Annotated in this window: 11 protein-coding genes and 1 pseudogene; 9 read left to right on the top strand and 3 right to left on the bottom strand. The window is 73.9% G+C overall.

Translation table 11 applies throughout. The annotated features are described in order from the left end of the window. Nucleotides 1-110: 110 nt before the first annotated feature. From HCJ92_RS07340 to ectA, 3 genes are all read right to left on the bottom strand, one after another. Nucleotides 111-515 (bottom strand): ectoine synthase, encoded by a 405-nt coding sequence (locus tag HCJ92_RS07340; protein ID WP_167932633.1) that lies wholly within the window; start codon nucleotides 513-515, stop codon nucleotides 111-113. Between the two features lie 144 nt (nucleotides 516-659). Continuing rightward, complete coding sequence (ectB, locus tag HCJ92_RS07335) at nucleotides 660-1,928, bottom strand: diaminobutyrate--2-oxoglutarate transaminase (protein ID WP_167932632.1); 1,269 nt, start codon at nucleotides 1,926-1,928, stop codon at nucleotides 660-662. A gap of 234 nt (nucleotides 1,929-2,162) precedes the next feature. Further along, the gene (gene ectA / locus HCJ92_RS07330) at nucleotides 2,163-2,660 is read right to left on the bottom strand and encodes a diaminobutyrate acetyltransferase (protein WP_167932631.1); all 498 of its coding nucleotides are present in this window, start codon (nucleotides 2,658-2,660) and stop codon (nucleotides 2,163-2,165) included. 449 nt (nucleotides 2,661-3,109) lie between these two features. Between ectA and HCJ92_RS07325 the strand changes: the two genes are divergently transcribed. The 9 genes and pseudogenes from HCJ92_RS07325 to rph all read left to right on the top strand — a co-directional run bounded on the left by HCJ92_RS07325 (nucleotide 3,110) and on the right by rph (nucleotide 13,289). Continuing rightward, nucleotides 3,110-4,216, top strand: a complete 1,107-nt coding sequence (locus tag HCJ92_RS07325; protein WP_167932630.1) for an amidohydrolase family protein — start codon at nucleotides 3,110-3,112, stop codon at nucleotides 4,214-4,216. 441 nt (nucleotides 4,217-4,657) lie between these two features. Next, entirely contained in the window at nucleotides 4,658-5,602 is a 945-nt protein-coding gene (locus HCJ92_RS07320) for an SCO1860 family LAETG-anchored protein (RefSeq protein ID WP_167932629.1), read from the top strand. A gap of 71 nt (nucleotides 5,603-5,673) precedes the next feature. Further along, nucleotides 5,674-6,402, top strand: coding sequence for a class II aldolase/adducin family protein (locus tag HCJ92_RS07315; protein WP_167932628.1), 729 nt, complete (start codon nucleotides 5,674-5,676; stop codon nucleotides 6,400-6,402). A 174-nt stretch (nucleotides 6,403-6,576) separates the two neighbouring features. Continuing rightward, nucleotides 6,577-7,707 carry an alpha/beta hydrolase family protein gene (locus tag HCJ92_RS07310; protein ID WP_167932627.1) on the top strand — a complete coding sequence of 377 codons (1,131 nt, stop codon included), beginning with the start codon at nucleotides 6,577-6,579 and terminating at the stop codon, nucleotides 7,705-7,707. 114 nt (nucleotides 7,708-7,821) lie between these two features. Beyond that, entirely contained in the window at nucleotides 7,822-9,249 is a 1,428-nt protein-coding gene (locus HCJ92_RS07305; protein ID WP_167932626.1) for a hypothetical protein, read from the top strand. 220 nt (nucleotides 9,250-9,469) lie between these two features. After that, on the top strand, nucleotides 9,470-11,068 hold the full coding sequence (locus HCJ92_RS07300) for an ABC-F family ATP-binding cassette domain-containing protein (protein ID WP_167932625.1): 1,599 nt from the start codon (nucleotides 9,470-9,472) through the stop codon (nucleotides 11,066-11,068). A 10-nt stretch (nucleotides 11,069-11,078) separates the two neighbouring features. Next, nucleotides 11,079-11,321, top strand: a pseudogene (locus HCJ92_RS07295) (hypothetical protein); the annotation flags it as partial. Between the two features lie 199 nt (nucleotides 11,322-11,520). After that, nucleotides 11,521-12,303: an MBL fold metallo-hydrolase gene (locus HCJ92_RS07290; protein WP_167932643.1), complete on the top strand. Its 783-nt coding sequence runs from the start codon at nucleotides 11,521-11,523 to the stop codon at nucleotides 12,301-12,303. A 254-nt stretch (nucleotides 12,304-12,557) separates the two neighbouring features. Further along, nucleotides 12,558-13,289 (top strand): ribonuclease PH, encoded by a 732-nt coding sequence (rph, locus tag HCJ92_RS07285; protein ID WP_167932624.1) that lies wholly within the window; start codon nucleotides 12,558-12,560, stop codon nucleotides 13,287-13,289. Nucleotides 13,290-13,318: the final 29 nt, after the last annotated feature.

The following is a 13,318-nucleotide window of genomic DNA, read 5'->3' as shown; positions in this document are numbered from 1 at the left end:
TGGGATCTCTTGCGTGAGCTGGTCCCGTGCCGCCCCGAAGGGGGTGCACCGGCGCCGCCGGCGCGTCCGAGGGGGTGGCGGTAGCCCGGAGCCGGGGCCCTTGGTGTGTGTCAGTCCTCCGCGGGCTCGGTGAGCAGCGGATAGACACCGTTCTCGTCGTGGTCCTCCCGGCCGGTCACCGGCGGGTTGAAGACGCAGACCACGCGGAAGTCGGTCTTGGGTCGCAGGGTGTGCTTCTCGTGTCCGTCGAGCAGGTACATGGTTCCCGGACGGATCCAGTGCACCTCGCCCGTGTCGTCGTCGGTCAGCTCCGCCTCGCCCTCGACGCAGAGCACGGCCTCGATGTGGTTGGCGTACCACATCGACGTCTCGGTACCCGCGTAGAGCACCGTCTCGTGCAGCGAGAACCCGACCCGCTCCTTGGCGAGCACGAGGCGCTTGCTGCGCCAGGTGCCGGACGCGGACCTCACGTCCCGGTCGGTGCCTTCGATGTCGCTGAGGGAACGGACGATCACTTCTTCACGGTGCCTTCCTGCGGACGGTCCGGCAAGCCGCAGCGCGAAACCTCTCACGCGAACCTCCACCGGACGGTGCCGCCGTCGTTACAACGGGTTCACCGGAACGCGCGGTCGCGCGCCCCGGGGTGCCGCTCGGGCAGGTCAGCCGGCCTCGCGCACGGCGCGCGCCAGGATGCGCAGGCCCTCGTCGAGCTCCTCGGGCGAGATGGTCAGCGCGGGAAGCAGCTTGACGACCTCGCTCTCCGGTCCGGAGGTCTCGACCAGCAGCCCGAGCTCGAAGGCGCGGCGGCAGATGCGGCCCGCACGCTCCTTGTCGGGGAACTCCATGCCCCACACCAGGCCGCGCCCGCGGAAGTGCCCCCCGGCCTCGGGGTGCTCGCGGACGATGCCGGCGAGAGCGGCCTCGACCTGCTCACCGCGGGCCATGGTCTGCTTCTCCATCTGGCCGTCCTGCCAGTAGGCGTCCAGCGCAGCGGCGGCGGTCACGAACGCCGGGTTGTTGCCGCGGAAGGTGCCGTTGTGCTCACCGGGCTCCCAGACGTCCAGCTCCGGCTTGAACAGCGTGAGCGCCAACGGCAGGCCGTAGCCGCTGATGGACTTGGAGACGGTGATGATGTCGGGCTGGATGCCCGCCTCCTCGAACGAGAAGAAGGCGCCCGTGCGACCGCAGCCCATCTGGATGTCGTCCACGATGAGGAGCATGTCGTAGCGGCGGCACAGGTCCGCGAGCGCCCGCAGCCACTCGGCGCGCGCCACGTTGATGCCGCCCTCGCCCTGGACCGTCTCCACGATGACCGCGGCCGGCTGGTTGAGACCGGAACCCGAGTCCTCCAGCAGGCGCTCGAACCAGATGAAGTCGGGCGTGCGGCCGTCGAGGTAGTCGTCGAAGGGCATCGGGGTGCCGTGGACCAGCGGGATACCGGCGCCGGCGCGCTTGAAGGCGTTGCCGGTGACCGCCAGCGACCCCAGCGACATGCCGTGAAAGGCGTTGGTGAAGGAGACGATGGACTCGCGTCCCTTGACCTTGCGGGCCAGCTTCAGCGCCGACTCCACGGCGTTGGTGCCGGTCGGCCCCGGGAACATCACCTTGTGGTCCATCTCGCGCGGACGCAGGATCACGTCGCGGAACGTCTCCAGGAACGCCCGCTTGGCCGTGGTGGACATGTCCAGGCCGTGGGTGATGCCGTCGCGCTCCAGGTAGTCCAGGAGGGCGCGTTTGAGGACCGGGTTGTTGTGCCCGTAGTTCAGAGACCCCGCGCCGGCGAAGAAGTCGAGGTAGCGGTGGCCGTCCTCGTCGAAGAGGTAGCTGCCCTGGGCGCGGTCGAAGATGGCGGGCCAGGCACGGCAGTAGCTGCGGACCTCCGACTCGACGGTCTCGAAGACACTGAGGTCGGGCTGGGTGATGGTCACGGCGTTCTCTCCTGAGGTTCGGGTGCGTGCGGGATGCGGGCCGGGTGGGCGTCCCGTCGCGGTGCGTCGTCGGTCGGCGCGTCGTCCTCCTGCGGGCGTCGCGCGGCGCGTCGGGGCGCTGGGTACGACGTGGCTCCCGGGGGTGTGGGAGCGGTCGCGGCGCGGTCCGGTACGTCGTTGTCCGGTGCGGCGGCGCGGTGCTGGCTGCGGAGGCGGTCCGGGGCGGTGGTTCCGTCAGGCGGCGAGGGGCCCGATGCGGTGGAGCACCTCCGGCTCGTGGCCCTCGTCCGGGAAGACGTCGGCGTCGAGCAGGACGTCGCTGCGCATCGTCGCGCTGTGCCGTTCGGCGAAGGAGGTGAACAACCGGTTGGAGGGCGCGTTGTCCTCGGTGACCGTGGTCTCCACGAACTCCACGCCCAGCTCCTCCGCGGTGCGGTCGACCAGCGTCCCGAGCATCGCCGCCGCCAGGCCGCGTCCACGCTGGCTCTGGTCAACGGCGACCTGCCAGACGAAGAGGGTGCGCTTGTCCTGCGGGCGCAGATAGCCGGTGATGAAGCCGACCGGCTCGCCGTCCGCGTCCCGCGCCACGATGGACGTGGCGCTGTGGTCGCGGCACCACAGCAAGTAGCTGTACGAGGAGTTGAGATCGAGAACCCGCGAGTCCCGCGCGATGCGCCAGAGCGCCGCGCCGTCCTCCAGTCGTGGATAGTCGAGCTTCAATCCCTCGGGCATTTCTGCGCTTTTAACGGGGGCACGTGCATGGTCTGCTTGTGCGGAGGTCATGTCTATCGAATTTACCCAGCAAATGCGAAGATTGCATCGCCAGGCGCGGTTCACAGAGGCGCTGGAACGTGCTATGGGAGGGGTGTGAAAGTAGCTCGGATCGGGGGGTGGTTCGGGTGGTCTCGTGCTGATATTTCCCCACGAAGCGGACAGGGTGTTGGCTTGGTCACAGATCCGTAACATCGATGACTTCTGCGAGGGGCAATCGTTGATCCAGTGAAACTCAATGCGTTTTGTTTAGGCATCGGGGGGCTGGGCAGCAGCAGATGGGGCCCTAGGCCCCCGGGGCTCCGGCATTCTTGTCCGCGACGTTCCCGCAGATTTCATCACTGCACAATGCCGCTGAAATCCCCGGAACCACCGGTGCGTCACCCGCCGACAACTCGTAGCCTGCCGCCATGACTTCACCCCAGGAGCGACCGGTCCTCCGGGTCACCGGCCGCGTGCTCACCGGGCCCGGGCCCGACGACGTCCTCGACGAGATCTGGGCCGTCGACGGCCGCGTGAGCCTCACCCCGCCGACGGGCGCCCGTGACGCCGTCACCGTGTCCGGCTGGGCGCTGCCCGGCCTGATCGACGCCCACTGCCACATCGGGCTCGACCAGCACGGCGCGATCGACGCCGCCGCGGCCGAGAAGCAGGCCGTCATCGAGCGCGAGGCGGGGGTCCTGCTGCTGCGGGACGCCGGCTCGCCCTCCGACACCCGCTGGATCGACGGCCGCGCGGACCTGCCCCGCGTGGTCCGCGCCGGACGGCACATCGCCCGCCCTCGCCGCTACATCCGCAACTACGGCCACGAGGTCGAACCCGCCGACCTCCCCGCCTGTGTGCGGCGTGAGGCCCGCGCCGGGGACGGCTGGGTCAAGCTCGTCGGCGACTGGATCGACCGCGACCGCGGCGACCTCGCGCCCTGCTGGCCCGCCGACGCGCTCCGCGAGGCCGTCGCCGCCGCCCACGAGGAGGGCGCGCGGGTCACCGCGCACTGCTTCGCGGCCGAATCCCTCCCGGACCTCCTGGGCGCCGGGATCGACTGCGTGGAGCACGCGACCGGGCTCACCGAGGAGACCATCCCCCGGTTCGCCGAGCGCGGGGTCGCCATCGTCCCCACGCTGGTCAACATCGCCACCTTCCCGAGTCTGGCGGCGAGCGGCGAGGGGAAGTTCCCCCGGTGGGCCGCCCACATGCGGGCGCTCCACGCGGCCCGCTACGACACGGTGCGCGCCGCCTGGGAGGCCGGGGTCCCGGTCTACCCCGGGACCGACGCGGGCGGCACCATCCCGCACGGTCTGATCGCCCGGGAGGTCGCCGAATTGGTGCGCGCCGGCATCCCCGCCCCCGACGTCGTCGCCGCCGCCTCCTGGGCCGGGCGTGCCTGGCTGGGGCGGCCGGGGCTCGTCGAGGGAGCACCGGCGGACCTGGTGGTCTACGAGTCGGACCCACGCGACGACGTCCGCGTGATGGCGGCACCCCGGCGCGTGGTCCTCGACGGGCGCGTCGTCGCCTGAAGCCGCGGGGCCGCCATGCCCCGGTGCCCCGGTGCTGCGGTGCTGCGGTGCTGTGGTGCGCCGCCGCCACCCGACCCGACCACCCGTACGTCCGCCCGGCCCGCCTGCGCCTCCAGTGCGGCCGGGCGGGGTCGCACGAACGAGGGAGGCGCAACGCGCGTCGACCGGCGGCGCGACGACCGCCGCACGCGCCGCACCGCGTCGGGCTGCGCTGCGCCACCCGGGTGAGCGAATACGCACACCCGTCCGGGAGGACGGGATGCGGCGATCGGGAAATCGCACGCCGAGCCGACTGTTCCCCGTACGGGTGAAGGCGTTGAGGAACCCCTCCCATCACCCGTACGGGCGTCAAGGATGGCGACGTCCCAGCCGCTCTCCGCGCCGGTGTCCCACCGGCGTACGACGGCGGCGTTCACCGTGATTTCCGTGGGGGTTCGACCCGTGTACAACTCTGCCTTCCGCCGACCCGGCCCGCGCCGGGCGGCGACCCTGATCGCCACCGCCCTCCTCCTCGGCAGCGCCGCTCCCGCCGTCGCCACCGGGGCCGAGGAGAGCGGCGAGAAGGGCAAGGCGAGCGCCGCGGTGCTCCGCTCCGGCCTGCAGGTGTCCCTGCTGAACAAGGCCGTGGAGCTGCCGCTGGACCTCACGCTCAACGAGGTCAGCGCACCCGAGGGCGCCCTCGACGCCGCCGAGAAGACGGCGCTCACCGCGACGCTGGACGGCGTCGACCAGGGCAAGCCCTTCCACCTGCTGCGCGCCGACGTCGCCTCCGCGACCGCCTCGGTCGACGACGGGACCGCCGTCGGCGAGGTCACCCTCGTCAACGCGGCGGTCCACGTCCCCGGCCTCCCGGGCACCTCGCTCATCGAGGTCGAGTCGGTCACCGCCCGTGCCACCTGCACCGCCGGTGAACAGCCGGAGGCCGTCGCCGAACTGCCCGCCACCGTCAAGGTCCTGGGCACCGAGGTCGCCGTGACCGTCGGCGGCACCACCTCCGTCGACGTCCCCGCGATCGGTCAGGTCGAGCTCTCCCTCGCGCACCGGGAGACGAGCGACACCACCGCCGCCGCGACCGCCCTGGACCTGCGGGTCTCCGTCAACCCCCTCGCCCTCAACGTCGCCGAGGTCGAGGGCAGCGTCACCCTGGCCGCAGCCGCCTGCGAGAGCCCCGAGGCGGCACCCGAGCCGGAGCCGGAGCCGGAGCCCGAGGAGCCCGGCAAGACCCCGCAGACCGGGGGAGAGGAGGAGGTCGAGACCAGGACCCCCGACCTCGCCGAGACCGGGGGCGACTCCCGCACCCCGGTCATCGCCGCCGGCGCCGCCGCGCTGGTCGCCGCCGGCGGTGGGCTGATGTTCCTCCGCCGCCGCGCCGCAGGCCGCGACTGACCACCGGCCGGGCCCGGGGCCACCGCCCCGGGCCCGGCCCGCCGTCCGCCGCACTCCGCTACGGTCCGGCCATGACCGCCGACCCGCCGCGCGCGCACCCCGACCGCCCCGCCCTCCCGTACCCGCCGGAGCTGGCCGCGGCCTGGAGCCACCTCCTCGCCACCGCCCGCCGTACCGTCGCGGACGGCCTGGTCGTCGGCACCTCCGGCAACCTCTCCGCCCGGGTCGGGGAGCTGATCCTGATTACCCCCACCGGCGTGCCGTACGACCGCCTCGGCGCCGTCGACCTCCTCGCGGTCCGGACCGACGGCACCCGCGTCCACGGCGCCCTCGCGCCCACCAGCGAACTCCCGCTCCACCTCGCGGTCTACCGCGGGACACCGGCCACCGCGATCGTCCACACCCACGCCCTGCACGCCACCGCGGTCTCCCTGCTCCACGACGAGGTGCCGGCCGCCCACTACGTCGGGGGCCTCCTCGGCGGCCCTGTCCGCGTGGCCCCCTACGCCCTGTACGGCAGCCCGGAACTGGCCCACCACACCGTCCGGGCGCTGCGCGACCGCTCGGGCTGCCTGCTCCGCAACCACGGCGCCGTGACCTACGGCACCGGCCGTGCCGAGCAGGCCCTGGAGCAGGCGTACGACCGCACCGCGCAGCTGGAGTGGCTGTGCCGGCTGTGGCTCACCGCCGCAGCCGTCCCCGGGGCGCGTCCCTCGCTGCTGAGCCCGGAGCAGTTCGCCGAGGCCACGGCCCGTCTCGGCGGCTACGGCCGGCAGGAGACCCCACCGACCGGCGACTGACCGCGGCCCCGTGTCCCCACCGGGACCTGGGCCGGGACCGGAGCCCCTCCACCGGGCAGCGCCGGGCCCCCCGGCAGAGACACATCCCCGCCGGGAACCGATTCGTGGGGAGAACCTCACCCTCCCGCGCGCGCCCACTCGCCTCGGCGCCGCCGCCCCGTCATGGTGGAGGGCATGCGCGCACGCACCGCGGCGGCGATGACCGCCACCACCCTCCTCGGCTCGGCGGCGGCGATAGCCGCCGCCGGGCGCCGCGGCGGCCGGACCGCCCTGCGGCCCCCGGCCCGCGACGCCGTACCCGCCGGCTTCCGCAACGACGGCCTCACCGTGCTGGCCGCCGACGAGCGGCACATCACCTTCACCCGGACGCCGGACCCGCTGCCGCCCGGCCGCTACGCCGTGACCTGGGCAGCCGGACGTGCCGAACTCGGGCCGCCCGAGGCGGACACCGGCACCGACGGCACCCCCCGCCGCCGCCTCCTGCGCACCGTCGGTGGCCCGCCCGCCCCCGGCACCCGCCTCACCCTGACCCCGCAGCTGCACACCGGCGACCCCCGCAGCGCGCTCGGCATCGACTACGCCGACACGGAGATCCCGTCCGAACTCGGACCGCTCCCCGCCTGGTTCGTCCCCGGCGCCCGCGACCTGTGGGTCATCGCCCTCCACGGCATCGGCACCACCCGCGCCTTCGCCCTCAACCTGCTGCCGTTCCTGGCCGAGCAGGAGCTGCCCGTCCTCGTCCCCGCCTACCGCGGCGACCCCGGCACCCGCTCCGCGCCCGACCGCCTCAGCCGCCTCGGCGCCGCCGAGTGGCGGGACGCCGACGCGGCGCTGCGCCACGCCGCCGGGTACGGCGCCCGCCGCGTGCTGCTGCTCGGCTGGTCGGTGGGCGCCACCATGGCGCTCTGCGCGGCGGCACGGTCCCCACTGCACGGTCGCATCGCCGGCCTCGTCCTGGACTCCCCGGTCCTGCACCGCGCCACCACCGTGCGCGCGCTGGCCGCCGAACGCGGCGTCCGCCGCCCGCTGCTGCCGCTCGCGGTCGCCGCCGCCGCGGGCGCCACCGGCCCGGACGCCGTCCCCGACCTGCCCCGACGCCCCTCCGGCGCGCCGCTGCCGGCCCTCGTCGCCCACGGGCCCGATGACCGGATCGCCCCCTGGGAGCCTTCCCGGGCCCTGGCGGCACGCCACCCCGAGGCCGTCTCGACCCACGTGGCGCGCCGGGCCGGACACGCCGCCATCTGGAACGCGGACCCCGCCGCCTACGAGGAGGAGCTGCGCCGTTTCATCACCCCGCTGCTGTGAGAGCCGCGGCGCGGCGCGCCGACGGCGCCACCGGGCACACCCGGTGACCTCGGCGGTCATCGTGAACGGGGGGTGCGGTTTGGGGATTCGGGGGGCACCAGGAACACTGTTTCCGTGACGTCCCGTACCCCGCGAGACACCAGACTGCGTTCCGTCCCCCGGCCGGCCATCGCGACGGCTCGCCGTTCCGTGGCCGCCGGGCGCTCCCGGCCCGTTCCCAGGCCACCTGCCGCGCTCAAGTCGCAGGAGCGACTGGCACGTCAGGCACGCGCCGCCCTCGGCGGCGCGGTGCGCGCCGCGCGCTGGGCCGTGGCCGTGGGCCGGTCCCCACTCACCGCCGCCTCCGACACCGACGGCGCCACCGCGCCGGGGCCCGAACGCGCAGCCGCGGACCTGCGGATGCCGCCGGACCAGCTACAGGCCCACTGGGACCGCGCCCGGTTGGCCGGCCTGGTGGAGTTCCACCACGACACCGTCCGCGCCGGCTGGCGACTACGGGCCTGGGACCGCGACGACTCCGCCGTGCTCCGCGGTTGGGTCGCGCTCTTCGACGGCTGGTCGCTGGCCCACCCGGCACCGCCCGCGGCCGACCCGGCACTCGTCGGTGAAGTCGTCGTCGCCGCGCCCCAGTTCCTCTCGGTGATGCACCTGTCGGCCGGTCCGGTCACCGAACCCGCCCTGCTGGAGCTGCTCACCAAGCGGATCGCCGAGCTGCGCGACGAGCGGGCCGCCGCCACCGACGCCGCCGGCGACGGGCACCGCGTGGCCGTCGCCGGTCCCGACCCCACCGAGGAGGAGCTCACCGAACTCCTCGGCTGGGCACTGGACGGCTTCGCCGGTGTCGGCGCGCTCACCCGCTGCCAGGGGCCGGGCGAGTCCGGCCAGGCGGTACTCACCCCGCTCGGCAACTGGGCGGTCTGGGTCAAGCTGGAGCAGATCTGCGTCGCCGCGCAGAGCCCGGCCGGCAACATCGAGCAGAACGCGGAGGACATGCTGCGCGGCTGCATCCGGCTCACCCCCGGACCGGCGCGCGACGAGTACCGGGCGTGGCTGGCCGCCCGCACCACCGCCCCGGCCGTGACCGAACTGCTGACCGCGGCCCGTGGTGAGGACGCGCTCATCCGGGCGCTCGCCTTCGAGGCGCTGCGCGTCGTGGGAGGACCCGCCGAACCGGCGGTGCGGGAGGCGGCGGCCGAGACCGCGCTGCGTCCCTACGCGCTGCTGTGGCTGGCCGAGCACGACGGTGCCGACCCCGAGGACCTGGCGGCCGACGCCTCCGAGGTCCTCACGAGGGAGGAGGCCACCTGGCTCTGGGTCGACACCGCCGCCGCGCTCACCGACCACGGCGAGGGGCGGCTGCTGGTGGAGCACCTGGAGACCTCGGGCCACGACTCGGTGCCGAGACTCCTCGCGGAGATCCGGGCGACCGGCCACCCGCGGACCGTGCAGGTGCTGGTGGCGTTGGCCGCCGCCCTTCCCGACCCGGTGGTCGCCCGCAAGGTGCGCCGGGCGGCGTTCCAGGTCCACACCGGCGAGGCCTGACACCGATCGCGCCCCGGTCGCCGCACCCGCGGCGGTCCGGGGCGCGGGCGTGCGCGGGCGCGGGCACCGGCGCACGCCACGACCAGTTGCCCCGGGCCCGTAGACTGGCGGCCATGGACACGCTGTTCCCCGTGCACTAGCGGGCCGGACCCCGCGGCCCCCGCAAGAACGGCCGCCGACCCGACACCCCGCCCGTACCCCTTTGCCTGGAGTTCTGTCCATGATTGCCGTCAATGCCGTGGAACTGCGTGCCGGTGCCCGCGTCCTCATCGAGTCCGCCTCGTTCCGGGTCGCCGCCGGCGACCGCGTCGGTCTCGTCGGGCGCAACGGTGCCGGAAAGACCACGCTGACCAAGTGCCTCGCCGGTGAGGGTGTCCCCGCCGGCGGCACCATCACGCGCAGCGGTGAGGTCGGGTACCTGCCGCAGGACCCGCGCACCGGCGACCTCGACTGCCTGGCCCGCGACCGCATCCTCTCCGCCCGCGGCCTCGACACCGTGATCACGCGCATGCGGGAGAACGAGGACCGCATGGCCAACGGCAAGGGCGCCACCCGCGAGAAGGCCATGCGCAAGTACGAGCGCCTGGAGACCGAGTTCCTCACCAAGGGCGGCTACGCCGCCGAGGCCGAGGCGGCGACGATCGCGGCCAGCCTGGGGCTGCCCGACCGGGTCCTCGGCCAGCCGCTCCACACCCTCTCCGGCGGCCAGCGGCGCCGCGTCGAGCTCGCGCGCATCCTGTTCTCCGACGCCGACACCCTGCTGCTCGACGAGCCGACCAACCACCTCGACGCCGACTCCGTCGTCTGGCTCCGGGACTTCCTGCGCACGTTCCGCGGCGGCCTCATCGTGATCTCCCACGACATCGACCTGGTCGAGACGGTGGTCAACAAGGTCTTCTACCTGGATGCCAACCGCTCTCGCATCGACGTCTACAACATGGGGTGGAAGCAGTACCTCACCCAGCGTGAGGCGGACGAGCGCCGCCGCCGCCGGGAACGCGCCAACGCCGAGAAGAAGGCCGCGGCCCTGCACTCCCAGGCCGACAAGATGCGCGCCAAGGCGACCAAGGCGACCGCCGCGCAGAACATGGCCAAGCGGGCGGACCGGCTGCTGGCCGGGCTGGAGGAGCAGCGGCGCTCCGACAAGGTCGCCAAGCTGCGCTTCCCCGACCCGGCCCCGTGCGGGAAGACCCCGCTGACCGCCGAGGGGCTGTCGAAGTCCTACGGGTCGCTGGAGATCTTCACCGACGTCGACCTCGCGATCGACCGCGGTTCCCGCGTCGTCATCCTCGGTCTCAACGGCGCCGGCAAGACGACCCTGCTGCGGCTGCTGGCCGGCGTGGAGCCCGCGGACACCGGCAGCGTGGCCCCGGGCCACGGTCTGAAGCTGGGCTACTACGCACAGGAGCACGAGACGCTCGACCCGGACCGGACCGTCCTGGAGAACATGCGCTCCTCCGCGCCCGACATGGACCTCGTGGACGTCCGCAAGACCCTCGGCTCGTTCCTCTTCTCGGGCGACGACGTGGACAAGCCCGCCGGTGTCCTCTCCGGCGGCGAGAAGACCCGGCTGGCGCTTGCCACCCTGGTCGTCTCCTCGGCCAACGTCCTCCTCCTGGACGAGCCGACCAACAACCTCGACCCGGCCAGCCGCGAGGAGATCCTCGGCGCGCTGCGCACCTTCACCGGCGCCGTCGTCCTCGTCACCCACGACGAGGGCGCGGTGGACGCGCTGGAACCGGAGCGGATCATCCTCCTGCCGGACGGGGTCGAGGACCTCTGGAGCGCCGACTACGCCGACCTGGTCACCCTGGCCTGACGTCCCCGCCCGCTCCGCCTGCCCCGCCCACCCCGCCCGGCTCGGGTACAGCCCCACCGAGGGCGCGGGCGAGGTGCAGACCCCGCTGGTCGGCGCGGCGGCCGACGCCCTGGCGCTGGGGGAGCGTGTCTGGTTCCGCCACGCCAAGGCCGGGGAGCTGGCCGAGCGGGTCAACAGCTTCCACCTGGTGGAGGGGGACCGGGTCGTGGACGAGGTGCCGACCTACCGGGGCGAGGGGCGCGCCTTCCTCTGAACGCGCGTCCCCGCCGCGAGCGCGGCGGGTACCGCCGTCCGGGGAGGCCCGAGGGGCACACGCGTGCGCGCCGTCACACCGGAGTCCCCCGAGCCGGTGATTCGCTGGTGATTCCGCCCACACCCCAAGCCGCTGAAGGGGCGTGGCGCCGGTTCGCGACTTACAGTCGATGAACCCCATCACGGAGGTCCACCCCCTCATGAAGCTCACCGTTGTCGGCTGTTCGGGGTCGTTCCCGTCCGCGGACTCGGCCTGCTCCAGCTACCTCATCGAGGCAGAGGGCTACCGACTGCTGCTGGACCTGGGCAACGGCGCCCTCGGCGAGCTCCAGAAGTACTCCGGGCTGTACGACATCGACGCCGTGGTCATCAGCCATCTCCACCCCGACCACTTCATCGACATGTGCGGCTACTTCGTCGCCCGCTACTACCGGCACGAGGGCGGACGCTGCCGGCCCATCCCGGTCTACGGGCCCGCGGGCACCGAGGAACGACTGGTCACGGCCTACGCCGACACCCCCACCGAGAAGTCGATGAGTGAGGTCTTCGACTTCCGCACCCTCGCCCACGGCGACGAGTTCACCCTGGGCCCGCTCTCGCTCCGGACAGCGGTGATGCGGCATCCCGTCGAGGCCTACGGCTTCCGGATCGAGCACCACGGCGCCGCCATCACCTACTCCGGCGACAGCGGCCCCTGCCAGGCGCTGGACGAACTGGCCCGCGACACCGACCTGTTGCTCTGCGAGGCATCCTTCGTCGACGGCCGCGAAAACCTGCCGGACGTCCACATGACGGGCCGCGAGGCGGGGGAGTGCGCCGCCCGGTCGCGCGCCGGTTCGCTGGTGCTCACCCATGTGCCGCCGTGGACCGACGCCGACCTCAACCTGCTGCACGCGCGTGCCGTCTTCGGCGGTCCGACGGAACTGGCGCGTCCCGGCGCCGTGTACCACCCCCACCCCGCCGGCGCGCTGCCCCGGGGCTGACACCGTGTTCGCGGACCCTTCCGGGTCCGCCCCGGCGGCGGCTGCCGGTCGTCCGCAGCGCCGGACGACCCTCGCGGACGGCCCACCGGCCGGCTGCCTGGCACGGCCCCGCCCCCCCCCGGACCGGTCCGGCCGTGATTGCGGGGACGCACCGACCCCCGGCGCGCCGGGGCCCCGCGGGCCAGTGAGCCCCCCGCCGGGACGGGCGGGCCGGCGGTGGGGGCCGCCGCCGCACAGCGGCTAGGCTCCCCACCATGTCTCGCATCGATGGCCGAACCCCCGAACAGCTCCGACCCGTCACGATCGAACGCGCCTGGAGCAAGCACGCCGAAGGGTCCGTCCTGGTCTCGTTCGGTGACACCAAGGTGCTGTGCACCGCCTCGTTCACCGAGGGCGTGCCCCGGTGGCGCCGGGGCAGCGGCGAGGGCTGGGTGACCGGCGAGTACGCGATGCTGCCGCGCGCCACCAACACGCGCGGTGACCGCGAGTCCGTCCGCGGCAAGATCGGCGGCCGGACCCACGAGATCTCCCGGCTGATCGGCCGCTCCCTGCGCGCGGTCGTCGACTGCCGCGCGCTCGGTGAGAACACCGTCGTCCTGGACTGCGACGTCCTCCAGGCCGACGGCGGCACCCGCACCGCCGCCATCACCGGCGCCTACGTGGCGCTGGCCGACGCCGTCGCCTGGGCCCGCGCCAAGAAGCTCGTCAAGGCGGGCGCCAAGCCGCTGACCGGCGGGGTCTCCGCCGTCAGCGTCGGCATCGTGGACGGGGTCCCGCTGCTCGACCTCTGCTACGAGGAGGACGTGCGGGCCGAGACCGACATGAACGTCGTCTGCACCGACGACGGCCGCTTCGTCGAGGTCCAGGGCACCGCCGAGGGCGCGCCGTTCGACCGCCGCGAGCTCAACGCGCTGCTGGACCTGGCCGCCGCCGGCTGCGGCGAGCTGGCGCTCGCGCAGGCCGCCGCGCTGGAGTCCGCGGGCTGACGTCCACGGGCTGGCGTCCGGCCCGGCGG

Source organism: Streptomyces spiramenti, assembly GCF_012034385.1.
GTDB lineage: Bacteria > Actinomycetota > Actinomycetes > Streptomycetales > Streptomycetaceae > Streptomyces > Streptomyces spiramenti.
The sequence above is the reverse complement of the archived record's forward strand: the minus strand, read 5'-3'. Positions and strand labels throughout refer to the sequence as shown.